The organism is Meiothermus ruber DSM 1279 (assembly GCF_000024425.1).
Classification (GTDB): domain Bacteria; phylum Deinococcota; class Deinococci; order Deinococcales; family Thermaceae; genus Meiothermus; species Meiothermus ruber.
Genome location: NC_013946.1, coordinates 106,124 through 131,759, shown reverse-complemented (window position 1 = coordinate 131,759; position 25,636 = coordinate 106,124). Strand labels below are relative to the sequence as shown.

Below are 25,636 nucleotides of genomic sequence, written 5' to 3'. Positions count from 1 at the left end.
TGGTGTGCCGTCGGACGCTTCAGTGCTTGACCATAATATGCCGCGCCACGGTGTAGTCCTCGAGCGCGTACAGGCTCATATCCTTGCCGTAGCCCGACTGCTTGAGCCCCCCGTGGGGCATCTCGTTGACCAGCATGAAGTGGGTGTTGATCCAGGTGCAGCCGTACTGCAAGCGGCTGGCAATGCGCATGGCCTTGCCCACATCCTGCGTCCAGACCGAGCTGGCCAGGCCGTAGTCGGAGTCGTTGGCCCAGGCGATGGCCTCCTCGGGGTCGGAGAAGCGGGTGACCGAGACCACCGGCCCAAACACCTCGCGCCGCACAATTTCGTCGGACTGCAAGGCCCCGGCCACCACCGTGGGCTCGTAGAAGAAGCCCCGGCCCTCCACGGGGTGTCCACCGGCGGTAATCTCGATGTGCTTCTGCATCTTGGCCCGCTCCACGAAGCTGGCCACCCGCGCCCGCTGCCGCTCGGTAATCAGGGGGCCCATCTCCACCCCTTCGTCGGTCTGGGCCCCCACCTTGATGGACTTGACCGCATCGGACAGCTCGGCCACGAATTTGTCGTAGATTTTCTTGCCGGCGTACACCCGGCAGGCCGCGGTGCAGTCCTGGCCGGCGTTGTAGTAGCCAAAGATTTTGATGCCCTGCACGGCGGCCTCGAGGTCGGCGTCGTCCATCACGATCACCGGGGCCTTGCCGCCGAGCTCGAGGTGGGTGCGCTTGAGGCTACCGGCGGCGGCCTCGAGCACCCGCTTACCGGTGGCCACATCGCCGGTCAGCGAGATCATCCGCACCGCCGGTTGGTGGATGAGCGTAGAACCCACACTCTCCCCAACCCCGGTGATCACATTAACCACCCCCGGCGGGAAAATTTCCGCCATAAACTCGGCCAGCTTGAGGGTGGTCAGGGGGGTCTGCTCGCTGGGTTTGAGCACCACCGTGTTGCCCGCCGCCAGGGCCGGGGCCAGCTTCCAGGCCGCCATCATCAGGGGGTAGTTCCAGGGGGCAATGCTCGCCACCACCCCAATGGGGTCGCGGCGGATCATGCTGGTGTGGCCGGCCAGGTACTCGCCCGCCAGCGCCCCAGTCATCGAGCGCACCGCCCCGGCAAAAAAGCGGAAGCAGTCCGAGATGGCCGGGATTTCGTCGTTCAGCGCCGCCAGGTAGGGTTTGCCGCAGTTGAGCGATTCCAGCCGGGCCAGCTCCTCGGCGTGCTCATCAATTTTGTCGGCCAGCTTGAGCAGCATCATGGAGCGGTCTTTGGGGGTGGTCTGTGACCAGGCCTCAAAGGCCTTTTCTGCAGCGGCTACGGCTTGCTTAACCTGCTCCACCGAGGCCTCCGGCAGCTTCAAGAGCACCTCGCCGGTGGCCGGGTTAAGGATCTCCAGCGGGGTGCTCTCCCCGGCTACAAACTCGCCACCAATCAGCATCTTGTCCTGTGTTATGCGGGTTTTTAGCATATGGGATTTCCTCTCTTTCGTCCGAAGATGTGGGAATGGTTTTGCTGCCTCAGCCCGTTTTACCGCCGCCGTGCAGGTCGTCGGTGTCGCGGGTCAGCCACTGGGCCAGCACGATGGGCAGAAAGGTTATGAGCATCACGAAGACCGCCACCACGTTGGTGATGGGGCGCTCGCGGGGCCTGAAGAGCTCGTTCAGGAACCAGATGGGCAGGGTCTTCTGGTCGGCAGCGGTAAAGGTGGTGACGATCACCTCGTCAAAGGACAGCGCAAACGAGAGCATCCCGCCGGCCAGCAAAGCCGTGGCGATGCTGGGCAGCACCACCATCCGCCAGGTGGTAAACCAGTCGGCCCCCAGGTCCATCGAGGCCTCGATCTGGGAGTAGCCGGTGCGGCGGAAGCGGGCCACCACGTTGTTGTAAACCGTGACGATACAAAAAGTGGCGTGGCCTATCACAATCGTCCAGAAGCCGGGCTCGAGGGCCAGCCGCTTGAAGGTGGTGAGGAGGGCGATACCGGTCAGGATGCCCGGCAGGGCGATGGGCAGAATGAGCAGCACGGTGATAAAGTCCTTGCCCCAGAACTGAAAGCGGTACATGGCCGCCGCCACCATGGTTCCCAGCACCAGCGCGATGGCGGTCGCCATGGCCGCCACCTTCAGCGATAACCACAAGGCCGCCCACATATCCTGCCGCTGGAAAGCCTCGCCGAACCAACGCAGGGTCAGGCCGGGGGGCGGGAACTGGTAGGTGCGGTCTTCGGTGGTCAGGGCATACAGAACGATGATCAGGATGGGGAAGTGCAAAAAAAGCATCCCCAGGTAAAAGGCCAGCCGCAGGCCCAGGGATGGCTTACCCGGCATACCCGTCCCTCCTGGCTACCGGCGTGGAGCGTTTACAGCGCATTGAAAGCCCCCAGCCGCCGCACGATGAGCAGGTAGATGGCGATGATCACCACCGGCACCACCGAGAAGGCCGCCGCCAGCGGCAAATTGCCCGCGGTGCCCTGCTGCACATAGACCATCTGTCCGATAAAAAAGCCCGGCTGCCCCACCACCTGCGGAATGATGTAATCGCCCAGGGTTAGTGAGAAGGTGAAGATGGAGCCTGCCGCCACCCCCGGTATCACCAACGGCCAGATCACCTTGCGAAAGGTCTGGCCGGGCCGGGCCCCCAGGTCGGCCGAGGCCTGGATGAGCGAGCGGGGGACGCGCTCGAGGGCCGCGATGATGGGCAGAATCATGTAGGGAAGCCAGATGTAGGTAAAGACCAGAAACATACCCAGGTAACTGTTGGACAGGCTGGGGCCACCGATCACCGGCAGGCCCAGGATGCCTTGCAAAAGCCAGCCCAGCCCCAACAGGTTGAAAAACCAGCTCACCACCCCCTCGCCCGCCAGAATCAGGCGCCAGGCATACACCTTGACCAGGTAGCTCGACCACAGCGGCAGCAACACCATCAGATACCAGAAGGTTCGGGCCGTGCCCTGGGTATAAAAGGCGATGTAGTAGGCAATGGGAAAGCCAATGGCCGCGCAGGCCAGCGTGACCGCCAGGGCCATCAGGGTGGTGCGTAGCACGATGTCTACGTTGGCCGGGGAGCTAAACAATTGTTGAAAAGCCGAGAGTGAAAACTTATATTCCACCTGCCCGGTAAAGTCGTTGAGGGAGTAAAAGCTGTAGAGCATCAGGTTAAAAAGCGAACCCAGGTAGATGATGCCCAGCCATAGCAAAGGTGGTATCAGCAGCAGCAACAACAGCAGCAGCGGGCGCACATAGAGCGCATCGGAAAGGCGACGGCGCAGGGTCATACCGCTCATGAGACCTCCTGCAGGGGCCGCAGTGCACTGTGCTCCCAGCGCAGGGTAACGGCACCGCCCACCTGCAAGCCCTGCTCTTCCGATGAGGTGAGCACCGTGAGCCGCTCGTTGCCAACCTGAACCTCGTACCGGGTCTGTGCGCCCAGGTAGTGAATGTCCAGCAAGGTGCCGCAGAGGCTGTTGGGCCCATTGTGGCTTCCCGCCTGGATGGCGATGCGCTCCGGGCGCAGGGCGTATTTGCCGGTTCCAAGCCCCAGCAGGCGGCCCTCGAGCACGTTGGCACTCCCCACAAAGCGGGCCACAAACTCGGTTTTGGGGTACTCGTAGAGGGTCTTGGGGTTGTCGAGCTGCTCGATTTTGCCGTGATTAAACACCGCGACCCGATCCGACATCGAGAGGGCTTCGCCCTGGTCGTGGGTCACGTAGATGAAGGTGATACCGAGCTGGCGCTGCAGGGCCTTGAGTTCGATCTGCATCTCCTCGCGCAGCTTCAGGTCCAGGGCCCCCAGGGGCTCGTCCAGGAGCAGGAGCCTGGGCCGGTTGATGAGGGCTCGAGCCAGCGCCACCCGCTGCCGCTGCCCACCCGAAAGCTGCCCAGGCCGCCGATCCCCCAGCCCCGAGAGCTTCACTAGTTCCAGCATCTCCTCGGCCCGCCGGTGACGCTCAGGTTTGGGAACCCCTCGCACCATCAGCGCATAGGCCACGTTGTCGCGCACGTTCATATGGGGAAAGAGCGCGTAGTCCTGAAAGACCGTGTTGACGTCGCGGGCATAGGGCGGCAGCTTGGAAGCGTCCTGCCCAAACAGCACAATCTGCCCCGCGGTGGGTTGCTCGAAGCCGCCGATCAGGCGCAGGCAGGTGGTTTTGCCCGAGCCCGAGGGCCCCAGCATGGAGAAGAACTCGCCGGGCAAGATTTCCAAGTCCACCCCGTCCACCGCCTTCACCGGGCCGAAGTAACACGACACCCCGCGTAGCTCCACGGCAGCCTGAACGGATTGGGTTTCGGGTTCTTTATACATCTGTACCATCGTAGCGAGGTTGTCGTCTGTTGCCGTGGGTGGGGGCTGGGCGCTATGCCAGACTCTGCCGCACCCAACCCTACCCACGAAGTGCTTCGCTCTTTTAGGTGGTGCGATTCCTGGCTATAGTCTTACCCTTTGTGCCGAGACACCGAGCATCGTTTTAGCGGCCTCCCTGGATGGCGATGTAATCGCTCACCCAGCGGCTATAGGGCACGCACTGGTTGTTCTGGGTGCGGCACTGGGTGGTGGGGGTGCGCCAGAAGAAAATCTTGTCGAAGTCGTTGAAGCCTTGGTTCTTGCAGCCATCGGCAGGCAGCAGGGAACCGGGGGTGTTGCAGGCCGCCGGCACCACCGGGTTGGAACCAAACCAGCCCGCGATATCGGCCTGCACCTTGTTGGTGAGCTGCCAGTTAAGCCAGCGGTAGGCGCAGTTGGAGTTCTTGGAGTTGGCCGCCAGCATGGTGGTATCGGCCCAGCCGGTGGCGCCCTCCTTGGGAACCACCCAATCGATGGGGCGCTTGTTGGCCTTGAGGGTGTTTACCTGGAAAATCCAGGAGGTCGAGGCCACCACCCCCTCGTTGGTGAAGTCCTGCACCTGGGCGTTGGCATCGTTCCAGTAGCGCTGGAGCAAGGCCCGCTGCTGGCGCAGCAGCTTGAGCACCTCCTGGTACTGCCGCTCGTTGAGTTCGTAGGGATCCTTGATGCCCAGTTCGGGCCGGGTACGCATCAGATAGAGTGCGGCGTCGGCTACGTAGATGGGCCCATAGTAGGCCTGAATACGGCCTTTGTTGCTCTTGCCATCGGGCAGAATCATCTCCTCGAACACCACTTTCCAGCTATCCGGCGGGGTCTTGAAGACGTTGGTGTTGTAGGCCAGCACGTTCACGCCAAACTGGTAGGGCACCCCGTAGCGCACCCCGTTCACCACGTACCAGGGGGCGTTGAGCAGGCGACGATCAATGTTGCGGGTGTTGGGGATCAGGTTCCAGTTGATGGGGGCCACCACATTACCGGCAATCAGGCGCTGGGTGGCATCGCCGGAGGCGGTCACCAGGTCGTAGCCCCCCTGGTTCATCAGGCGCACCGCTTCGTCGGAGCTGCCAAACACCTTGACCGTCACCTTGCAGCCGGTCTCTTTTTCGAAGCCCGTAACCCAGTCGGCGCTCTTATCGGTAGAGCCGTTTTCCACATAGCCCGGCCAGGCCAGGATGTTGAGCTGGCCCTCGCTGGGCCCCAACGACTGCTTGGCCCGGCTGGCCGGGAGCTGCGCCACCGCCAAGCCCGCCACTGCTGCTAAACCCACCACGGCCAAGAACCACTGCGTTCTCATACCCCCTCCTCAATCAAATACGACAGCCCCAAAGGCCTAGCCATGCCAACGAGACGACTCGAGCTGTCGAACTGCCCCCTACGATAAAGCCCCCCAGGCCCTCCAACAAGAAACCTGGGGATATAGGAGGTATCGGGAAAATAGATTGATAGCCGGGCCTACTCCGCCGGGCTCAGCAAGTCGCTGTAGCTGATCCCGTAGGTCTGCACCCGGCTGTGCTCCCCCACCACCACCAAAAACTGCCGGGCGGCCTCGCTCAGCGCACTACCCCGCCGCCAGGCCACCCCAATCTCCAGGCGGGGCAGGTTCTCGAGCAAGGGCCGCGACTCCAGGCGGTCACCCTCCAGGCTCCAAGGCCGGTACATCAGGTTGGGCAGAACCGCCACGCCAATGCCCAGGGCCACCAGGCTGCGCATAGCCTCGATGGAATCGGTGCGCACGGCCACTCGAGGAAACCCGCTCAGGCGGTATATCTGCTGGGTGACCTCCTCGAGCTCGTCGTTTTTCAGGTACAAGAACCGCTCCTCCCGCAAATTCTCCAGTGAGACCGCCTCCTGCTGTACCAAGGGGTGGTTGGTGGGCAGCCAGACCCGCCAGGGCGCGCGCAGCAGGGTGCGGGTCTCCAAGGCCTGCTTATCCACCATCGAAACGTTCATCACCGCCACATCCAGCTCACCATTAATCAGCAGGTGCTCGATGTAGCCCCGCCGGTCTTCCACCACGGCCACCTGAACACCCGGAAACACCCGCTCGAAGCGGTCGAGCAGGTAGGGCAGATAGTAAGCCGTTACCAGGCTGGTCACGCCCAGGTTGAGCTGCCCCGTGGTGGCATCGGGGCGCTCGCGGATGGCCTGCTCGGCGTTGCGCAGCGCGGCCAGCACCTCGTGAGCGTGGCGCAAAAACTGGTGCCCGGCGTGGGTCAGAATCATGCCTCGAGCGTGCCGGGTAAAAAGCTCTGCCCCCAGGGTCTCTTCCAGCTTTTTGATGGCCTCCGTGACCACCGACTGGGTCACGTTGAGCGAGGTGAGGGCTTTGGAAATCGAGCCCGACTCGGCCACCGCGATGAAGTACACCAACTGTTTGAGCGATATCTGCACCGAGGCCTCCCATCGGTAGAACCGATAAATAGAGTCTAGCTGTCCCGGCCTGCCCTGACCAGCTCTCTTTTAAAACTAATCTTGTGGTCGCAAACTAAACCTATGTTGGCTCGACAGGTGGGTTTTTCTGCGCTGCTGTGTGTGCTCCTGTGGGGCAGCGAGAGCCTGGCCCAAAACCGGAGCGGCGAACCCGATAGCGAGCCCGGGCGGGTGTGCACCCCGGCCAGCTCGAGCCGGCCCGAGCCTCGCACCGAAGCCGAGCGACGTGAGCGGGAACGCTGGGCGGCCTACCGGGAAAAGCTACAGAGCTATCTGGCCCTGCTGCCCAAAGAGCCCGACCGCCGACTGGCCATGCCAGTACAGGGGGTACGGGTGCGCCAGGTAGCCAACACCTTCGGCGCCCCCCGCGGCGGCTGGCGCACCCACGAAGGGCAGGACATCTTCGCCCCCAGGGGAACCCCTGTCTACTCAGCTACCAGCGGGTTTGTCTGGCGCATTGGTCAGGGGCAGTTGGGTGGGCTGTACGTGTTTGTGGTTGGGCCGGGTGGGCGGCGCTACTACTACGCCCATCTCGACCGCTACGCTCCAGGCCTCCGGGAGGGCCAGCGGGTAACCCCCCAGACTCTGCTGGGGTACGTGGGCAACACCGGCAACGCCCGCACCACCCCACCCCATCTGCACTTTGGGGTGTATGCCGGCAGCCGGCGCACCTGCGACTATCAGGTAATTGACCCCTTGCCCCTGCTGGTGGATCGCGACTGGCGCAACATGCTCAATCCGGCGCGCAACCGCTAGCAGGCCTGAGGGCCACGCTGGTTTTCTGGAACCCTTTCCCGCGGGGTGCAATTGCAAGCCGCCCCCCTACCAACCACGCACAGGCCGGGCGTATGCTAGGCCTTGCTATGGTCAAAGACTTCGATTTTCCAAGCCTCGCCTATGTGGGCGGCCGGTGGCAGCCAACCTCCAAAACCTTTGCGGTCAAGAGCCCCTACAGCGGCGAACTGGTGGCCGAGGTGGCCGACTGCGGCGAGGCCGAGGCCCGCCTGGCCGCCGATGCTGCGGTGGCGGCCTTCAAGGAGTGGAAAAAGCTGACCGGCTTTGAGCGGGGCAAGATTCTACGCAAGTGGAACGACCTGCTCATCGCCCATCAGGAAGAGCTGGGGCGGCTGACCGCGCTGGAGATGGGAAAGCCCATCACCGAGGCCAAAGGGGAGGTGCTGTATGCCGCCAGCTTTGTGGAGTGGTGCGCCGAGGAAGCCCCTCGAGTAAATGGGGAACTCATCCACTCGCGCTTCCCCAACAAGCGCCAGATGGCCGTGTACGAGCCGGTGGGGCCGGTGTACGCCGTTACCCCCTGGAACTTCCCTACTAGCATGATCACCCGCAAGGCCGCCCCGGCGCTGGCTGCGGGCTGCACCATCATCATCAAGCCGGCCGAACAGACCCCCTTATGTGCGCTTTATCTGGCCAGGCTCTGGGAAGAGGCCGGGGGGCCCGCCGGAACCCTGCAGGTGCTACCGGCCTCCGACCCGGTGCCGGTCTCCAGGGTTCTGATGGAGGACATGCGCATCCGCAAGATCACCTTCACCGGCTCCACCCCGGTGGGCAAAATCCTCTACCGCCAGGGGGCCGATACCCTCAAGCGGGTCTCGTTGGAGCTCGGCGGCAACGCCCCGTTTATCGTCTTCGAGGACGCCGACATTGAAAAGGCCGTGCAGTTTACCCTGCTCTCCAAGTACCGCAACAGCGGCCAGACCTGCGTAACCACCAACCGCATCTATGTGCACAGGAAGCTCGAGGCCGACTACGCCAGCGCCCTGGCCGAGGCCGTTGGCAAGCTGAAGGTGGGCGACCCCCTGGATCCCAGCACCAACGTGGGGCCCCTGGTGGAGCAGCAGGGCCTGGATAAGGTGGTCTCGCACGTGGAAGATGCCCTCGCCAAAGGGGCCAAGGTGGTTACCGGTGGCAAGGCCCTGGGCGGGCTTTTGTACGCTCCCACGGTGCTCACCGGCATCCAGCCCGGGATGCGCATCCTCGAGGAGGAGACCTTTGGGCCGGTCGCCCCCCTGATGCCCTTCGAGGACGAGGAGCAAGCCATCGCCTGGGCCAACAACACCGACTACGGGCTGGCCGCCTACATCTGGACCAAAGACCTCTCCCGCGCCTTCCGGGTGGCCGAGGCCCTGGAGTATGGCATCGTGGGCGTAAACGACCCCGTCCCCAGCGCCATGGGCTCCAACCTGCCCTTTGGTGGTTACAAAAACTCGGGGCTGGGCCGCGAGGGCGGGCACTGGGGCATGGAGGAGTTCCTCGAGACCAAGCTTATCTCGTTCCTGCTGCCCTAGTGCGGCCACAAAAACCCAGCACAGTGACTTGGACTGTGCTGGGTTTTTTTGATAGGGCGATTCAGGCTCGAGCCCCCCGGCCGCGCAGTTCTTCGTTGGGCAAGGGCAGGATAAAGGCCATTGAAAGCAGGACGAACAGGGCCGCGTAGAGGAAAATGTTTTTCTCCGCGTTGGTGATGCCGTTGCTGAGGGCCTGGTGCAGCTTGAGTTTGGTTTCCTCGAGCTGCGCTACTACCTTATGGGGCACCTCCTCGAGGGCCTGCTGCTCGGCTTTGACCAGGTTCTCGTGGGTGGCCTGCACGGCCTGCTCCAGCGCCTGGGCCTGGGCTTTGCGCAGGTTTTCCCGGACTGCCGCGATGGCCGCTGCCTGGGCTTTGGCCTGGGCCTGGGCCAGACCCGCCTTGACCCCGGCAATGGCCTGGGCAAGCGCCTGGGCCTGGGCTTGCTCTAGCCCCGCTTGGAGCTGGGCTGTCGCCTGCTGCAAAGCGGCTGCTTTGAGCTGAGGCGCCTGGGCCCGCACCTGGGCCAGCACCCCTGCTCGGGCCTCCACGGGCGGCGGGTTGTCGAGCAGGCTCCGCAGGCGGGGGTCGAGCCTGGGGTTCTGGCGCAAGGCTTGTTGTGCGCTTTCATCTCCCTGCCAGGCCGCCTCGAGCAGGCGCGCGGTTGCTTGTAGCTGGGCCTCGACCTGGGCAGCCAGGCCGCCCTGCGGAATCTGGCTTTTGAAGGCAGGGGGGATCTGCGGGTTCTGCTGCACCGCTTGATAGGCCTGAGCATCCCCGTTCAGGGCCGCCAAAAGCAGCTTCTCTAGCTGGGCAAACTGGGCCGGGATGCCGCCTTTCACCAGCCGGGCCTTCAGGTCGGCTGGAACCTGCGGGTTGTGGATGAGCTGGTTGTAGGCAGCCACATCCCCCTCGAGGGCCGCAATCACCAGATCCTGCAACTGGGCAAACTGGGCCGGGATACCGCCTTTCACCAGCTTGGCTTTGAACTCCGCCGGCAGGTTGGGGTCTTGCATCAGGGCCTCGTAGGCTTTGGTATCCCCCTCGAGCGCCGACACCATCAGACCTTCCATCCGCTCAAACTGCGCCGGAATACCCCCTCTGGTCAGCTTCGATTTGAACTCCGCCGGCAGGTTGGGGTCTTGCATCAGGGCCTCGTAGGCCTGGGCATCGCCTCTGAGGGCTGCCACCACCCGGCCCTCAAGCTGCTGGAACTGCGCCGGGATGCCGCCTTTGATCAGGCCTTCCTTAACCTGGGTGGGCACCTGGGCATCCTGCAGCAGGGTTGCGTAGGCCTGGGTGTCTCCCTTAAGCGCGGCCACGATCTGGGCCTCGAGCTTGGCAAACTGTTCATCGAGGTTAAAACCCACCCCCGCCTCGTTGCTCCGTTGCACCAAGGCGCCCGGACGGCAGGCCGCATTGTCGGGAAACACCTTGCAGGTCTCGGCAGTAAGGTTCTTAGCTAAAAGCGTGCCCATCAGGGCGATGCCCACGGTCGAGCCAATCTGCCGCATCAACTGAGTAAAAGCCGTGGCCGAGCCCAACCGCTGGGGCGGTACATTGTTCTGGGCAGCAATCTGTAGGAGCGACTGGGCAGGCCCCAGCCCCAGGCCCAGCAGGAAGAAAAACAGCACCGCCAGCCAGAGGGGGGTATCTACCTTAATCAGGAAGTGCAGGGTAAGGAAGATCGCCAGCAGCCAGCCGGTTCCCAGCAACAAAAGGGGCTTAAAGCGGCCCAGCCGCCCCGAGAGCAGCCCGCTGCCGGTGGCCCCCAAGACCACCCCCAGCGTAAGGGGCAGCACCGTCACCCCCGAAGCCGAGGCCGAGACCCCCTTAACCACCTGCAAGTACAGGGGCAAGAAGGCCACCGCCCCCAGAAAAGCAGGGCCATAGAAGAAGGTCGCCGCCGAGGCCAGGCTAAAGCTGCGCACGCGCAGAATCGAGAGGTCAAAAAGCGGGTGCTGCACACGGTTCTGTGACCAGACCCACAACACCAGGGCCAGCGCGCTCAACCCCAAAAGGCCCAGGATCTGAGCGCTCAGCCAGGGGTAGGTGCTGCCCCCCCAGGAGAAGGCCAGCATCAGCGGCACCGTCCAGGCCACCAGCAAGACGGCCCCCAGGTAGTCGAAGCGCTCGCGGTGTTCCGGGCTCAGGCGGGGCATATAGCGCAGGATGAACCATAAGGCCACCGCTCCCACGGGCATGTTGATGTAAAAAACCCAGTGCCAGGAGAAGTGGTCGGTCAGGAGACCCCCCAGCCACGGCCCCACCGCACTGCTCACCCCAAAGATGGCCCCAAAGAATCCGCCTACCCGTCCACGCTCGCGCGGGGGAAAGAGCACCGCAATGGTGGTCAGGGCAAGAGCGAACAGGGCCCCACCGCCAATCCCCTGAAGCCCACGGAAGGCGATTAATTCGGGCATGTTCTGCGACAAACCCGCGAGCGCCGAGCCCAGCAGGAAGATGCTAATCGCCACCAGCAAAATGGTCTTACGGCTGAAAAGCTCGGTCAGGCGGCCAAAGATGGGGGCCGAGACGGTGGAGGCCAGCAGGTAAGCAGTGGTCACCCAGGCGTACAGCTCGGCACCGTTAAGGTCGGCGATAATTTTAGGCAACGCCGTCGAGACAATGGTCTGGTCGAGCGCGGCCAGGAAAAGCCCCAGCAGAATCCCAATGAAGGTGAGCTGGGTTTCCCGGGAAGTGCTCTGGGAGGGGGTTTGGGTTGAGGGGTTCACAGTGAATTACTCCTTTGAAACGGGGGCTTCTTCTCGCGCCAGAATCTCCAACCATTCGGCAAACTGCCGGCGCTGCTGGGGGTTCAGCCGTTCCAGGCGACGCTCCAGGGCCTTTAGGATGTGCTGGCGGCTTTCCTCCAGCACTGCCCGGCCAGCCTCGGTCAGCTCAAAGCGGTAGCGGCGCAGGTCGGCTGGGTCGAGCGAGCGCACCACCAGTCCGGCCTGCTCGAGCCGCTTCAGCATCTGGCTGATGGTAGGGGCCGGCATCTGCATGGCCCGCACCGCCTCGGTGGGGTAGTGGTGGCGCTCAATTTCGGCCAGAAGCCAGGGGTCGGTTGGGGCCAGGCCGAGGTGCTCGAGGTGGGGCACCACCTCCTCTCGCAAACCACGGGAAAGTCGCCATAGGTTGGTAAGTAAGCCCCAGGCCATACTTCTGTCAATATACTTTCAAAATAAAGTATTGTCAAATGAAATATTTGTGAAGCCACTTTTCACACACAAAACACCGGGGCCACAAAGAGGGCTATAAAATGGTGGCTATGGAAATTGTTGGCCTTCGCGGCGCGCCCCAAGAAACCCTTCGAGCCCTCAAGGAAGCCCTGAAGGGCGTTAGTTTCCCCGAGGCCCTGGCGATCTATATCACCGACTGGCAGGATCAGCGAGCCCAGGCCCGCTTTGCCCTCTTTGTGCGGCAGGGCAAGCACCGCGTCTTGAGCCGGGATGCCTTCGGCCCGCGGTTTGGCCTCGAGGGCGACGCAGCGCTCAAAGACCTCACCCTCTGGCTGATCGAACGGGGCGTGACCGATTTCAAAGAAGCCGTGGTAGCCCCCTCGGAGTTCGCGGCGTTGTTTGAGCTCGAGGCGGAAGAAGCCCAGAAGCTGATTATGGCCAGCGCCAACCCCACCGACCCCATGCTCTACATCAAACGGGAATTCACCAGCCGGATGTAATCACCGCCCGGCCACCCCACAGGTGCACGGTGGCCGGGTCGTTGGTTCCAAGGCAGTTAGGAATGCGCCTCGGTTGGGTGAGCGATCGCCCACCCAGAGCCGTTATCAAACGTTAAAGCCAAACATCCGCATCTGACGCTTGCCGTCTTCAGTCATACGGGCCGGCGTCCAGGGCGGTGTCCAGACAAACTCCACATTCACGGCATTAACCCCCGCCAGGCGCATAACCGCTATCTCGGCATCGGCTTTGACGATATCCTGCGCGGGGCAGCCGATAGAGGTAAGGGTCATGGTGATGTCCACAATGCCCCCTTCCTTGACTTCGACCTCGTAGACCAGCCCCAGATCCACCACGTTCACCGGAATCTCCGGGTCGCGCACTACCTTGAGGGCCTCCAGAACCTGTTCTTTGGTGGGCAGCGTGGTCTCGCTCATGGCCCCATGGTACTTTAGACCGGAGCCACACAAGCTGAGCTGCATTCCAAAAAAAAGAGCGAGCTTGCGCTCGCCCCTTCCCCTCACATAAAGCGCTTGCGCCGGCGGTAGCTTTTGACGTCCTTGAAGCTCTTGCGCCCGCCCGACTTGGCTACACCCAAGTAGAACTCCTTTACATCAGGGTTGGTTTCCAGGTATTCCCTGGTGCCCTCGAGGGCAATCCGGCCCGACTCCATGATGTAGCCATAATGGGCCACCGAAAGGGCTACTCGAGCGTTTTGTTCCACCACCAACACCGTCACGCCCTCCTCGGCGTTGATCTGGGCCACAATGTCAAAAATTTCCCGTACCAGCAGGGGGGCCAGACCCAAACTTGGCTCGTCCAGCAGCAAGAGCTTGGGGTTGGCCAGCAGGGCCCGCCCAATGGCCAGCATCTGCTGCTCCCCCCCCGAGCAGTAGCCAGCCAGGCGGGTTCTGATCAGCGCCAGCTTGGGGAAGTAGTGGTAGATGCGCTCGAGATCCTCTCTTACCTTGGCCCCATCCCGCCGGGTCACCGCACCCACCCGCAGGTTCTCCTCAACGGTGAGGTGCTTGAACACCCGCCGCCCCTCCGGCACCTGCACAATGCCCTTCAGCACAATCTGCTCGGGCGGCTTGTTGGCGATGTTTTCACCCCGGTACAGAATGGAGCCCGAGACCACCTTGCCGTCCTCGGGCACCAGCAACCCCGAGATGGCCCGCAAGGTGGTGGTTTTCCCAGCTCCGTTGGGGCCCAGCAAGGCGGTGATCTGCCCTTCGGGCACCTTCAGCGATACCCCGCGCAGCACCTGGATGATGTCCTTGTACACCACCTCAATGTTGTTGACTTCCAGCAGGATGTTCCCAAGGTCTTCGGGGCGCATATCACCTCACAGGAAATTGCAGGCCAAAAGCATTCGGCATGGGTCTTTTGGCCTGCAGCTTTCTGCCTCCTTTAGGGGTTCCGCACCTGCCGGAAGAGCGCTGAAGTGAAGGGCTCGGTTACCGGCACAAATTTACCGCCCCTGGCCTCCAGCACCCGCAGGCCCTCGGCGCCGGTTTGCTCGCTGCGGGTAAAGTCAATCTCGATACCGGCCTTGGTGGAAACTGCAAAACCAGGCTTAAAGGCGTTGGGGCCGTTCATACCAATCAGGGCCTGATAGACGGTCTCGTTGTCAATGCGCCCATTAAAACGCTGCCCGGCCCGGCGCATGGCCTCCACCGCGATGGCCGCCGCCAGCATCCCGGCGGTGTAGTTGGTGGAGTTGAGGATGTCGGCGCTGCGGTTGTATTTCTGGGCCAGTTGTTTTTGCAGGTTGATGCCCGGGGCGTTCTCGTCCAGGGTATAGTAGCTGCTGGCCCACAAGAAACCCTCAGCGGCCTCCCCCGCCAGGCGGATCAGATCCGAGCCACCGGTGTACACCGCCCCCATCTGACGAATCTTGCGGTTCAAACCCAGGCGCTGGGCGTCTTTGAGGATATTGGCCACCGGCCCGGCTACGTTCTGGTGGATGATAAACTGCGCCCCTGCCGCATCCAGGGCCCGCAGCAGCGCGGTGTTGTCCAGGTTGCCACTCCCCACTTCCCGCACATCCACGATGGTCTGCCCCAGCCGCTGAGCAGCCCGGCGGGCATGATCCACCACCGCCCGCCCAAAGGGGCTGGGGTTAATCACCAGGGCAATCTTGGCGTTCTTGGTGGTGCGGTTGATGTACTCCATCAAAGCCACCACCTGCTCGGAGTAGCTGCTCACCGGCAGGAACATGTACTGGTTGTTGGGTGGGTCAATCAGCCCGATGTGGGCCGAGGCCGGAATGGTGGGCATCTTCACCTCGTTGATGAGGGGCTTGAGTTGCAGCATGGCCCCGGTGGAGTAGCCCAGGTAAATAGCTGGCTTGGCCCGATCCAGGGCTTCCTCAAAGATGCGCTGGGTGTTGGGGTTCTGGTACTGGTCGTCGCGCACCGTGCAGTTCAGGGTTACGTTGGGGATCAGCTTTTGCTCGTTGGCGTACCTGCAGTAGTCCTCCACACCCGCCCCGTAAGGCCCTCCCACATCTGAGGTCGGGCCGGTCACGGCCCCCGACCACAGCAGGTTTACCGTGCGCCCCTGGGCCATAGCCAGCCCCAGGAAGGCCATTGTCGCCAAAATCATCGCTCGCTTCATGGTGCCTCCTCTATCTCGCCTATTGCAACGCGCTTTTCGCGGTGTTGCCCAGCTTGCGTGCCCCGCTAGTATCTGAACGGCCACGTTCGGAAATAACTTCGTAAAAGCCGCCACCAGTTGTAGAGGCCCCTCGGCTCAAAGATCAAAAACAGCACAATCACCAAACCGAAGGAAAGGGGTAGCAGGGCCGAGGCCACATCCACACCAGCCGGGGTGATGCTCTGGATGAAGGCGTTGGACTTCATCCATTCGGAGAGGCGCTCCACGTAAAGCCGCAGGAACTCGATAAAGGCCGGGCCCAGTAGGCTGCCCACCACCGTGCCCAGGCCGCCCACGATGGCCATAGCCAGGAGCGCCACCGAGCGGCTTAGGGTAAACTCCTCCACCACCACCGCCCGCTGCATATAGGCCAGCAAGCCCCCGGCCACCCCGCCATAAAAGGCCCCCAGGGCAAAGGCCATCAGCTTGGTACGGCCCGGATCCATGCCCATGGCATCCGCCGCGCGGTCGTTGTCGCGCACGGCGATAAGGGCGCGGCCATACTTGCCCCGCAAGAGGTTGCGCCAGGCCATCACCATCAGCACCAGCACAAACAGGATGACGTAATACCAGAAGTAGTTGTGGTTGCGGAAACCGATTTCCAGGCCCAAAAAGTTGCGCATCTCCACTGGAATGGCCGCCCCCTGGGCCAGGGCCGGGCTGCGCCCCACCACCCAGACGAAAATCTCCTGAAAAGCCAGCGTAGCCAGCACCAGATAGAGGTGTTTGACCCGGAGGCTGGGAATCCCCACAATGAACCCGATGATGGCCGCCGTAAAGCCCCCCAGGGGAATGGTCAGCCAGAAGGGTAGGCTGGGTGCGCTTAAGGCCACCGTATAAGCCCCCACCCCCATAAAGGCCGCCTGCCCCACGCTGATCAGGCCCGCGTATCCGGTGGTGATGTTAAGCCCCAGCACTGCAATGGCATAAATCAGGATAAAGTTGAGCACCAACACCTGCGAGCGCTCGAGAAACAGCGGCAGAATGCACAGCCCCACCAAAAGCAGCACCACCGAGACAATCTCGCGGTAATTGGCAAAGATGGTGGTGTCCTGCACGTAGGAGGTGCGGTAGTTGCCGGTCTGGGCCCAGGGGTTACGCATGGACACCCTCCCTGCAACAGTCAAGCTGAATGGGTGTGCTCATACCCGCTCGATCTCCTCGGTACCAAACAGCCCGTGCGGCTTGAACCACAGCATAACCAGCAGCACCACAAAGGGCATCACGTACTGCGAACCACCCCCCACCAGGCCAATCTGGCTGAAAAGCCCGTCCAGGTAGGCGGTGGAAAAAGACTGCAGAACACCGATGATAATTCCTCCCACCACCGCCCCTGGCACCGAGTCCAGTCCACCCAGAATCACCGCCGGAAACACCGCCAGGCCGATGGCGATCAGACCATCCTGGTTCAGGCCCGAGACCATCCCCACCACAATGCCCGCAGCGGCGGCAGTAAGCCCGGCCACGGCCCAGGCCAGCGCAAACACCCGCTGCACCGAGACCCCCACACTCATCGCGGCCATCTGATCGTCGGCCACAGCCCGCATGGAGACCCCCAGCACCGAGCGCTGGAAGAACCAGCCAAACAGCACCAAGAAAATAGCGGTAAAGCCAATCGCTAAAAGCTGCGGATACGAAACACTAACGCCGCCCAGGCTAAGGCCACCCTGTGGCAGGAATTGCGGAAAGGTGAAGTTGCCCGAGCCAAAAGGGGTCAGGTACATCAGCCCGTCCAGCACGCTGGCCAGCCCGATGGTCACCATGATGACCGAGATAATCGGCTGGCCTACCAGCCTGCGCAGAAAAACCCGCTCGACCAAAAAGCCCAGCCCTGCGGTAAGCAGCATAGCCAGCAACGCAGCCAGTAGAACCGGCAGCTTGCCCCACACCGCCAGGGCATAGGCCATAAAAGCCCCGATGGCAATAAACTGGCCGTTGGCAAAGTTGATAACCCGGCTGGATTTGTAAATCAACACAAATCCCAGCGCCGCCAGGGCGTAGATGCAGCCCACGGCCACGCCGGAAATGAGGTTTTGCACAAAGTCAACCACACTACACCCCCACTATTTCAGGCTTTCCGTCGGCCTCGAGCACCCGTACCTCCACCGAGACTTTTTGCACCGTGCCGTCTTGGTATTTGAACTCGGTATCCACCTGTACCTTGTCGGTGCCGCTATACAAAGCATCCACAATGGGCTGGTAGCGCTGCATGATGAACTTCCGGCGTACCTTGCCGGTGCGGGTTAGCTCGTCGTCGTCGGCATCGAGCAGCTTGTAAAGCAGCACGAAGCGCTGAATGCGCAGGTGCTCGGGCAGCCCCTCGTTGACGCGCTGGACTTCTTTGCGAATAAGCTCGGCCACCTGCGGTTTTTGCGATAGATCGATGTAGGTGGTATAGGCAATCCGGCGATCCTCGGCCCATTTGCCCACGGTCTGGGGGTCTACGTTGATGAAGGCGGTCAGGAAGGGCTTCTGGTCGCCAAAGACCACCGCTTCTTTGATGTAGGGGCTAAACTTGAGTTTGTTCTCGATAAACTGCGGACTGAACATCTGCTGGGCGCTGGTATGCATCACGTCCGATACCCGGTCGATCACCACCAGGTGCCCCTCGGGCGTGAGGTAGCCGGCGTCGCCGGTGTGCAACCAGCCATCGGCGAAGGTCTCGGCGGTGGCCTCGGGGTTCTGCCAGTAGCCCGCCACCACCGCGTCCGATCGGCATAGAATTTCGCCGCGCTCGCTGATTTTGACCTCACCGCCGGGGATCGGAAGCCCCACCGTGTCGGCCCGCACATCGCCGTCGCGGTGCACGAAGGCAATCCCGATAATCTCGGTCTGGCCGTAGATTTGCTTGAGGTTGACCCCAATGGCATGGTAAAAGCGGAAGACATCCGGGCCCAGCGCCGCCCCCCCGGTATAGGCCCGACGCAACCGCAAAAAGCCGAGCTGGTCGCGCAAGGGCTTGAACATAATCTGATCGGCGAACCAGTAGGCCAGGCGCAATCCTAGAGGCATGGGTCTGCCGCGCATGCGATAGTCGGCGGCGCGGTAGCCAATTTTGAGCATCTGCTGGTAGACCCAGCGGTTGAAGGCGTAGGTCTCGGAGATGCGCACCCAGATCTGGCTCTGTGTACCCTCCCAGACCCTGGGCGGGCTGAACATCACGTGCGGCCCGATCTCCTTGAGGTCGCTCATGGCGGTCTCCACCGACTCGGGCATGTTAACGGCAAACCCACCGGCCAGGGCCATCCCCACCGACATCATCTGCTCGCCAATCCAGGCGAAGGGCAAGAACGACAGGTAGTCGTCGGTGGGCTTTAGGGGATCAATCTCCTGCAGGGCCACCCCCATGTGCAGCAGGTTGCGGTGCCGCAGCATGGCGGCCTTGGGGCGGCCCGTGGTGCCGGAGGTGAGCGAGAGGTGGCAAACGTCCTCGGGATGGCCCTGGGCGATGCGCTCCTCAACGGCCTGGGGATGCTTCTGCAGGTATTCCTCGCCCAGCCGCTCCACCTCGTCGAAGCCGATAATCCAGGGGTCGTCGCGGTAGGCCCGCATCCCTTTGGGATCTTCGTAGATGACCTTGCGCACGCTGGGAATTTCGCTGCGGATTTCCAGGAGTTTGTCTACTTGCTCCTGGTCTTCGGCCACCACGAAGGCCGCCCCGGTGTAGGAGAGCACATAGGCGATCTCGGGGGGCAACGAGGACTGGTACACACCAACCGAGATGCCCCCTAGAGCCTGTGTGGCCAGTTCGGCGTAGAGCCACTCGGGGATGTTGTCGGCGATTACCGCCAGCCGCTCCCCTTTTTCGAAGCCCAGGGCCAAAAGACCCGCAGCGAAACGGGTCACGTGGCGGTAGTAGTCAGCAAAGGTGATCTCGTTCCAGATGCCCAGATCCTTCTCGCGGATGGCCACCTGCTTGGGCATCGCTTTAGCCCGCATTTGCAGCACCTGCGGGAGGGTGTATTTCTTGAGTTCGTAGCCCGAAGGCATCATGGGCGGCCTCCCGCAGGCTTGCAATCCAAAAGCCGAAGGCCTGGGCCACCGGCCTCTGACAATTCACACCGCATGATCCACCCCCACATAGGCCTCCTGTACCCGCGGGTTCTGGCTGACTTCCTCGGGCAGGCCGGAAGCGATGACCTGGCCGAAGTCCAGCACATAGACCCGGTCGGAGATGTCCATGACCACGCCCAGATCGTGCTCGATGAGGATGATGGTGGTGCCCCGTTCGGCCCGGATATCCAGGATGAAGCGCACCATGTCTTCTTTTTCTTCCAGGGTCATGCCGGCCATGGGCTCGTCCAGCAGCAAGAGCTTGGGCGAGAGGGCCAGCGCGCGGGCCACCTCCACCCGCTTGCGCACCCCGTAGGGCAGGTCGCCTACCAGGGCTTTGCGGTAGGGCTCGAGCTCCATGAAGTCTATGATCTCCTCGCAAAAGCGGCGGTTCTCCACGCCCACCCGCATGGCCCGGCCATAGATCAGGATGTTGTCCAGCAGGTTGTAATGACCAAAGGTGTGGCGGGCCATCAGGAGGTTCTCCAGCACCGACATGCCGGTGAACAATTCGATATTTTGGAAAGCCCGGGCGATACCAAATTTAGTGACCTGGTGGGGCGAGGCGTGGGTCAGATCGTGGCCCTCGAAGGTAATCTTGCCCGCGCTGGGGTGGTAGAAGCCGGAGATGCAGTTAAGCAGGCTGGTCTTGCCCGCCCCGTTGGGGCCGATCACCGAGACCAGCTCACCCTGGGCGACCTCGAGGGAAACCTCGCTCAGCGCCTTGACCCCGCCGAAGTTTAGAGAAACACGTTCTACCTTGAGCTGCACCAAGCCTCCTAAAACTTTCTACGAACACCGCAAAGGCGCGTCGCTGATAGCTAACAAACGAGCGTTTGGTTGGGGCTGAGTATACCGATGGCCCCTACGGTATGTCAACGTTTTACGGTTCATTATGCAAAAAAGCGTTATGTTGCAGGTATTGCAAAAAACACAGATTTTTTGTCATGTGAGAGGCCCCTGCTCGCCCCCACCCACCCCCGCTTCCCGCCTTTGGGCAAATGTGCTAAACTCTTAGGGTTGCCTGGCTCGACCCGGCAGGATATTTATCTGGCCCCTTAGGTCAGTTCTCTGGAGGAAGCGATGAAACGCACTTGGCAACCCAACAAGCGCAAACGGGCCAAAACCCACGGTTTTCGCGCCCGCATGAAGACCGCCAATGGCCGCAAGGTGCTGGCCCGCCGGCGTGCCAAAGGCCGTGTGAAGCTTACCGTCAGCAGCGAGCCCCAGCTCCGCCGCTAGGCCCAGCCCATTGGCCCAGCTCCCCTCTGCCGGGGAGTTTTTTTCCTGTCTAATCTGTCCATGCCGTTCTCTTCCCTCAAGGGTGAAAAAGCCTTCCAGCGCCTTCGGGGGGGGCGTGTGGGGCGTGGGAAGTATCTGACGGTGCGCTGGTTTCCGCTGCGGCCCACCGCCTTCAACCCGGTGCGGGTGGGTATTGTGGTCTCGAATAAGGTCTCTAAAAAGGCCACCGTGCGGAACAAAATTCGGCGTCGCCTGCGAGAAATTCTGCGAAAAATGCATCTTCCGCCGTGTGAGATGGTGGTCGTGGCCCAGCCCGAGGCGGTAGAGGCGTCGTACTGGGACTTGCTCAAGGATTTAACCCATGCCCTAAAAAAGAGCGGGCTGGTACAATGACACAGGTTGGTTTGCTCTATCGTAGGAGCTTGGAGCATCGGGTGATGATCAATCTGTTTCTAAAAGGGAGCGTGCGTTTCTATCGGCGCTTTATATCCCCTTTGAAGCCGCCCACCTGCCGCTTTTACCCCACCTGTAGCCATTACGCGCTGGAGGCGCTCGAGCGTCACGGGCCTTTTTGGGGCCTGTACCTGAGCGTCAAGCGCATTCTCAAGTGCCACCCCCTGCATCCGGGTGGGCTGGACTATGTACCCACAGAAAGGCCTCGAGTCCGCTGGAACCCCCTGGACTCGCTGAAATAGAAGGAGCAACTGGATGAAACGTTGGTTCTGGATAAGTTTGGCTGTGTTTGCCCTGGCCCCCGCCCTGGCCCTATCCCCCGAATGGCGCGATGTGGACGTAAACAAAGACGGCAAGCCCGAAAAGGTGGCCGTCACCAACCTGGCCGACATCGCCTTTAACGAACAGGGGCAGATTGTGGGCTGGTACATCAAAACCGTGCGCGCCACCGACTTTAAGGGCAACTACGAGCGCGCCCCCAACCTGGTACGGGCCGGACAGACCCCGCCCGGAACCCTCGAGGGCTTCACCCCCACCAGCCGCGAGTTTACCCGCCGGGAGCAGGGCAACCCCGACGCCGACTTCATCGCCCGCTTTAGCGACGGCAGCACCACCCTGACCTACACCATCCACCCCCGCTTCCTGACCATAGACGTAGACGTGCAAAGCCCCACCCCGCGCAAGCTGGTCTGGACGGGCATCGGCGGCACCGACACCCCCATCACCAAGTGGCTGGGGCAGGGCAACAACCAGCCCCTCAATGCGGGGCAGGGCCCGGCGGTGTATGTGGGCTGGCAGACCCATAAGGCTTCGGGCTTCGCCATGTTTATTCGCCCGCAAACCCCCACCCCCATCACCCTCACCCAACTCAACGGGGCTGGGATTGCCGAAATTAGCGTTCCAGCAGGCAGCCTCAACCTTAAGGTGTACGGCGGGGCCAACGAGCTGGTGCGCCTGAGCGTGGAGAACTTCTACGAGCTGCCGGGGGTTTTCCAGCCCAACATCTGGGGCCAAATTTCGCTGGGCCTGCTGTGGCTGCTGGAGGAAGCCCACCGCCTGGTAGGGGGTAGCTGGGTGCTGGCCATTGTGTTGGTGACCATCCTGATCCGGCTCTTGATGTGGCCCCTGATGCACCAGCAGTACAAGAGCATGGCCGAAATGCAAAAAATCCAGCCCCTGCTCAAGAAAATTCAGGAAAAGTACAAAGACAACAAAGAAAAGCAGCAGGAAGAGATGATGAAGCTCTACCAGGAGCACAAGATAAACCCCCTGGGCGGCTGCTTTCCCTTGCTGCTCCAGATGCCCATTTTGTTCCTGATGTACAAGATTATGGTGGGCTACGAGTTCGGGCAGGGCTTTTTGTGGATTCCTGACTTGGCCCTACCCGATCCGATTTATGTTTTGCCGCTAATTTACATAGCGGTTATCTTCATCTCAACCTTGCTGACATCTGCTGGAAACAAAGACGCTATTAGGCAAGGTATCATCTTCAATCTAGTATTTGCTTTCATCCTCTTTAGCTTTCCTGCAGGAGTAAACCTGTACTACACTTTTTTTACTATATTAGGTATTGGTCAACAGTTTTATATCAATAAACAGCTTGGCATCAGCAAGCCATCCATGCTCGCCAAATAATTCGCACTTGACCTTAGAAAATGCGTGGGCCAGCCGATGTCAATCGGCTGGCCCATCAAGGTATCTTTTTCATTGAAAGGAGGTGAGCTCATTCATGGAGTGGCTGCTTGATTTGTTTGGTTTCTTTATAACCTTAAGAGCCAATGGAGTAATAACTTGGTAGGTCTATCAGCATCCAAATCTTTGCAAGATACACCACCTAAGAGATAAAGCCTGAACTATTACTGCTCTAGGCCTGCCCATGCACCCAGCTAAAAGCTAGGGCCTGTTCGGCGGTCACCGGTACAGCAAACCCGCTGTACCGGTGCGTTTTTTGGGAAGCCCTTGACACCCGTCAGGTTACGGTACTTCTTATGCCTGGTAAGCTATAATCGGACGATTAGTTATGGATGACAAAAAGCGCGGACTCGACGATCTGTTATCCGACCTGGGGATTGGGGAAAACGAAACCGCCCCCGAGGTCGTGCTTAAGGAGGAGGAGGCAGCCCCCATCGTGACCCAGCCCACCCCAGCACAAGACCCCAAGAGTGTCCTCGAGCACTTCATGGTGGGGCTCTTGTTGCGCCTCGACCCGGCCTACTCGGTGGATATTGTTCAGGAGGAGAACCTGTTTCGCGTCGAGATTCTGGGGGGCGACTCGGGGCGGGTGATCGGGCGCGAGGGCAAAACCCTGCAAAGCCTCGAGTTTATCGCCAACGTAGCCATGGCTAAACACTTCGGCTCGGCCTACCGGGTGGTGCTGGACGCGGCCGGTTACCGCCGCCGCAACGAGGAGCGCATCCGGCGGATGGCCGCGGACGCGGTGTTGCAGGTGGAGGTGAGCGGCCAGCCCATCGAACTCCCCCCCATGCGCCCCAGCGAACGGCGCTTGATTCACGTGATGCTCAAGCAGCACCCCAAAGTGACCACCACCTCGGTAGGCGAGGGAGAGGCACGCCACGTGGTGGTTCTGCCCCGCACAGCCACCCCTCCTGCCTCCCCTGAGAATGACCTCGAGTAAAAGCCACCTGGCGCTTTTACAAGCCTTGCAGCAAAAGCTGGTGGCCGCCGGAAAACCCGCTGTCGAGTCTCGCTGGATTCTAACCCATGCTGCCCGGCTGAACGATGCGCAATTGGCTGCCCGTCTGACACAGCCGGTTCCACCGGACGTAGAAGAGGCGGCCTGGGCCATGCTTGATTTGCGCCTGAGCGGCCACCCCCTGCAACTGCTGCTGGGCGAGAGCGAGTTTTATGGGCTCCGGCTCAAAGTGGCGCGGGGGGTTCTGATCCCCAGACCCGAGACCGAAGGGCTGGTCGAGCGGGCCCTGACTCATCTGCCACTGGATGCGCCGGCGTGGGTTCTGGATGTTGGCACGGGCAGTGGGGCCATCGCGCTGGCCATCAAGGCCATGCGGCCCCAGGCCACAGTCTGGGCCACCGATATTAACCCCAAGGCCCTCGAGCTCGCCAAGGAAAATGCCCTGCACCTGGGCCTCGAGGTCAGCTTCCTCGAGGCCCCCTTTACCGCCAACCTGACGGGGCTCGACCTGGTAATCTCCAACCCGCCCTACCTACCCGAAAGCTACCGCGAGGAGGCCCCGCCCGAGCTGGCCTACGAGGATGAGCGTGCCCTCTATGCCGGCCCGGAGGGGCTCGACGTGGCTCGAGCGCTCCTGCCCCAGGCCTGGGACGCCCTCCAACCCGGCGGCTGGTTGTGGCTGGAGCTGGCCCCCGAGAACGTTTACACGCTGCTCGAGGAGGCCATCGCGCAGGGCTGGCGCGAAGCCAGGGTGTTCCGCGATCTGGCCCAGCGACCCCGCTACCTGGGTGCTCAGAAGCCTGGCCTGGCCACTGTCGCGCCCAAAGATGAGAAAAACAGCTTGCCGGTCTGGGACATCAGCAGCACCAACAAAAACCGCGATAGAATCTGACCCATGGACTTGCGTGCCTATCTGCAAACCGCCCTCGACGCCGCCTATTTAGCCAAAGGCATCCACCAGTACTACCAGGAAAAAGGCTTTACCCAGAGCACCAAGTCCACCCCCACCGATCTAGTCACCCAGGCCGACCACGAGTCGGAGGCGGCCATCCGAGAACTCATTGCTTCGCGCCACCCCGACCACGTGGTGCTGGGCGAGGAACAAGGCCAGGACAAAGAGGGGGCCTTCCGCTGGATTGTAGACCCCCTGGACGGCACCGTAAACTACGCCCATGGCTTCCCTTTTTATGCGGTGAGCATCGGCCTGGAAGCCCACGGCGAGGTGGTGCTGGGGGTGGTTCTGGATACCGCCCGGGGCGAGCTATTTACCGCTACCAAGGGGGGCGGGGCCTACCTGAATGGTCGTCCCATTCGGGTATCCACCCGTTCAACCCTGGTGGGCAGCCTTCTAGCCACCGGATTCCCCTACGATGTGAGCAAGGACACCGAAAACCTGGTCTACTTTCAGCGGGCCCTGACCAAGGGGCTCATGGTGCGGCGACCGGGCGCGGCAGCCCTCGACCTGGCTTATGTGGCCGCTGGGCGCCTGGACGGCTTCTGGGAAGTGAAGCTCAACCCCTGGGATGTGGCCGCGGGCTGGCTCATCGTTAGCGAGGCCGGAGGGCGGATAACCGGCCTTCAAGGGGAGGATTACCGGCTGGGCAACCGCTACCTAGTGGCCTCCAACGGCCTGATCCACGGGCCGCTGCTGGACACCATCCACGGGCGATAGGCAGAAGCAGGGGATCGGCTGGTGAAATCCTCACAAAGATGGGGAAGCTCGAGGGTACACAGTACCCGCTGCCGATGCAGAGGTGTTCCTCGACCCAAACCGGCAGGTCTGCCTGGCCTGCGGGATGGAACTGCCCAAGGATTTTGTGGCCG

The 25,636-nt window shown here is 61.8% G+C and carries 25 protein-coding genes; 10 read left to right on the top strand and 15 right to left on the bottom strand.

Annotated elements, in window-relative coordinates:
* Window positions 1-19 precede the first annotated feature (19 nt).
* From MRUB_RS00775 to MRUB_RS00750, 6 genes are all read right to left on the bottom strand, one after another.
* Complete coding sequence (locus MRUB_RS00775; RefSeq protein ID WP_013012451.1) at window positions 20-1,462, bottom strand: gamma-aminobutyraldehyde dehydrogenase; 1,443 nt, start codon at window positions 1,460-1,462, stop codon at window positions 20-22.
* Between the two features lie 49 nt (window positions 1,463-1,511).
* A complete protein-coding gene (locus tag MRUB_RS00770) occupies window positions 1,512-2,321 on the bottom strand; it encodes an ABC transporter permease (protein ID WP_013012450.1) in 810 nt (269 codons plus the stop codon).
* Between the two features lie 32 nt (window positions 2,322-2,353).
* On the bottom strand, window positions 2,354-3,277 hold the full coding sequence (locus MRUB_RS00765) for an ABC transporter permease (RefSeq protein WP_013012449.1): 924 nt from the start codon (window positions 3,275-3,277) through the stop codon (window positions 2,354-2,356).
* Entirely contained in the window at window positions 3,274-4,296 is a 1,023-nt protein-coding gene (locus MRUB_RS00760) for an ABC transporter ATP-binding protein (protein WP_015586254.1), read from the bottom strand. Before MRUB_RS00760 ends, MRUB_RS00765 begins: the two co-directional genes overlap by 4 nt.
* 163 nt (window positions 4,297-4,459) lie before the next feature.
* The gene (locus MRUB_RS00755; RefSeq protein WP_013012447.1) at window positions 4,460-5,629 is read right to left on the bottom strand and encodes an ABC transporter substrate-binding protein; all 1,170 of its coding nucleotides are present in this window, start codon (window positions 5,627-5,629) and stop codon (window positions 4,460-4,462) included.
* 158 nt (window positions 5,630-5,787) lie between these two features.
* Window positions 5,788-6,726 carry a LysR family transcriptional regulator gene (locus MRUB_RS00750; RefSeq protein ID WP_013012446.1) on the bottom strand — a complete coding sequence of 313 codons (939 nt, stop codon included), beginning with the start codon at window positions 6,724-6,726 and terminating at the stop codon, window positions 5,788-5,790.
* A gap of 102 nt (window positions 6,727-6,828) precedes the next feature.
* Here MRUB_RS00750 and MRUB_RS00745 point away from each other — a divergent pair, with 102 nt between their 5' ends.
* Both MRUB_RS00745 and MRUB_RS00740 read left to right on the top strand, forming a co-directional pair.
* Complete coding sequence (locus tag MRUB_RS00745; RefSeq protein WP_013012445.1) at window positions 6,829-7,521, top strand: M23 family metallopeptidase; 693 nt, start codon at window positions 6,829-6,831, stop codon at window positions 7,519-7,521.
* A 107-nt stretch (window positions 7,522-7,628) separates the two neighbouring features.
* Window positions 7,629-9,071: an NAD-dependent succinate-semialdehyde dehydrogenase gene (locus MRUB_RS00740; protein WP_013012444.1), complete on the top strand. Its 1,443-nt coding sequence runs from the start codon at window positions 7,629-7,631 to the stop codon at window positions 9,069-9,071.
* 61 nt (window positions 9,072-9,132) lie between these two features.
* Here MRUB_RS00740 and MRUB_RS16260 read toward each other — a convergent pair whose 3' ends face one another.
* Both MRUB_RS16260 and MRUB_RS00730 read right to left on the bottom strand, forming a co-directional pair.
* Window positions 9,133-11,805 carry an MDR family MFS transporter gene (locus MRUB_RS16260; RefSeq protein WP_013012443.1) on the bottom strand — a complete coding sequence of 891 codons (2,673 nt, stop codon included), beginning with the start codon at window positions 11,803-11,805 and terminating at the stop codon, window positions 9,133-9,135.
* Between the two features lie 6 nt (window positions 11,806-11,811).
* Entirely contained in the window at window positions 11,812-12,234 is a 423-nt protein-coding gene (locus tag MRUB_RS00730; protein WP_013012442.1) for a MarR family winged helix-turn-helix transcriptional regulator, read from the bottom strand.
* Window positions 12,235-12,344: 110 nt separating this feature from the next.
* Here MRUB_RS00730 and MRUB_RS00725 point away from each other — a divergent pair, with 110 nt between their 5' ends.
* A complete protein-coding gene (locus tag MRUB_RS00725) occupies window positions 12,345-12,755 on the top strand; it encodes a DUF3197 domain-containing protein (RefSeq protein ID WP_015586253.1) in 411 nt (136 codons plus the stop codon).
* Window positions 12,756-12,860: 105 nt separating this feature from the next.
* Here the strand turns inward: MRUB_RS00725 and MRUB_RS00720 are convergent, their stop codons facing one another.
* From MRUB_RS00720 to MRUB_RS00690, 7 genes are all read right to left on the bottom strand, one after another.
* The gene (locus tag MRUB_RS00720) at window positions 12,861-13,190 is read right to left on the bottom strand and encodes a metal-sulfur cluster assembly factor (protein ID WP_015586252.1); all 330 of its coding nucleotides are present in this window, start codon (window positions 13,188-13,190) and stop codon (window positions 12,861-12,863) included.
* 83 nt (window positions 13,191-13,273) lie between these two features.
* Window positions 13,274-14,092 carry an ABC transporter ATP-binding protein gene (locus MRUB_RS00715; protein ID WP_013012439.1) on the bottom strand — a complete coding sequence of 273 codons (819 nt, stop codon included), beginning with the start codon at window positions 14,090-14,092 and terminating at the stop codon, window positions 13,274-13,276.
* Window positions 14,093-14,163: 71 nt separating this feature from the next.
* The gene (locus tag MRUB_RS00710; RefSeq protein ID WP_013012438.1) at window positions 14,164-15,372 is read right to left on the bottom strand and encodes an ABC transporter substrate-binding protein; all 1,209 of its coding nucleotides are present in this window, start codon (window positions 15,370-15,372) and stop codon (window positions 14,164-14,166) included.
* 65 nt (window positions 15,373-15,437) lie between these two features.
* The gene (locus MRUB_RS00705) at window positions 15,438-16,514 is read right to left on the bottom strand and encodes a branched-chain amino acid ABC transporter permease (RefSeq protein ID WP_013012437.1); all 1,077 of its coding nucleotides are present in this window, start codon (window positions 16,512-16,514) and stop codon (window positions 15,438-15,440) included.
* Window positions 16,515-16,553: 39 nt separating this feature from the next.
* Window positions 16,554-17,462, bottom strand: coding sequence for a branched-chain amino acid ABC transporter permease (locus tag MRUB_RS00700; protein ID WP_013012436.1), 909 nt, complete (start codon window positions 17,460-17,462; stop codon window positions 16,554-16,556).
* 1 nt (window position 17,463) lies between these two features.
* A complete protein-coding gene (locus MRUB_RS00695) occupies window positions 17,464-19,404 on the bottom strand; it encodes a long-chain fatty acid--CoA ligase (RefSeq protein WP_013012435.1) in 1,941 nt (646 codons plus the stop codon).
* Between the two features lie 63 nt (window positions 19,405-19,467).
* Window positions 19,468-20,238 (bottom strand): ABC transporter ATP-binding protein, encoded by a 771-nt coding sequence (locus tag MRUB_RS00690; protein ID WP_015586250.1) that lies wholly within the window; start codon window positions 20,236-20,238, stop codon window positions 19,468-19,470.
* 309 nt (window positions 20,239-20,547) lie between these two features.
* Between MRUB_RS00690 and rpmH the strand changes: the two genes are divergently transcribed.
* From rpmH to MRUB_RS00655, 7 genes are all read left to right on the top strand, one after another.
* Window positions 20,548-20,706: a 50S ribosomal protein L34 gene (rpmH, locus tag MRUB_RS00685; RefSeq protein WP_013012433.1), complete on the top strand. Its 159-nt coding sequence runs from the start codon at window positions 20,548-20,550 to the stop codon at window positions 20,704-20,706.
* A gap of 60 nt (window positions 20,707-20,766) precedes the next feature.
* Complete coding sequence (gene rnpA, locus MRUB_RS00680; RefSeq protein WP_013012432.1) at window positions 20,767-21,099, top strand: ribonuclease P protein component; 333 nt, start codon at window positions 20,767-20,769, stop codon at window positions 21,097-21,099.
* A 44-nt stretch (window positions 21,100-21,143) separates the two neighbouring features.
* The gene (gene yidD / locus MRUB_RS00675; RefSeq protein ID WP_013012431.1) at window positions 21,144-21,401 is read left to right on the top strand and encodes a membrane protein insertion efficiency factor YidD; all 258 of its coding nucleotides are present in this window, start codon (window positions 21,144-21,146) and stop codon (window positions 21,399-21,401) included.
* Window positions 21,402-21,414: 13 nt separating this feature from the next.
* Window positions 21,415-22,794, top strand: a complete 1,380-nt coding sequence (locus tag MRUB_RS00670; protein WP_013012430.1) for a YidC/Oxa1 family membrane protein insertase — start codon at window positions 21,415-21,417, stop codon at window positions 22,792-22,794.
* Window positions 22,795-23,179: 385 nt separating this feature from the next.
* Entirely contained in the window at window positions 23,180-23,794 is a 615-nt protein-coding gene (locus tag MRUB_RS00665; protein WP_013012429.1) for a Jag family protein, read from the top strand.
* A complete protein-coding gene (gene prmC / locus MRUB_RS00660; protein WP_013012428.1) occupies window positions 23,781-24,704 on the top strand; it encodes a peptide chain release factor N(5)-glutamine methyltransferase in 924 nt (307 codons plus the stop codon). Before MRUB_RS00665 ends, prmC begins: the two co-directional genes overlap by 14 nt.
* Window positions 24,705-24,707: 3 nt before the next feature.
* On the top strand, window positions 24,708-25,484 hold the full coding sequence (locus tag MRUB_RS00655) for an inositol monophosphatase family protein (RefSeq protein WP_013012427.1): 777 nt from the start codon (window positions 24,708-24,710) through the stop codon (window positions 25,482-25,484).
* The last annotated feature ends 152 nt before the right edge of the window (window positions 25,485-25,636 follow it).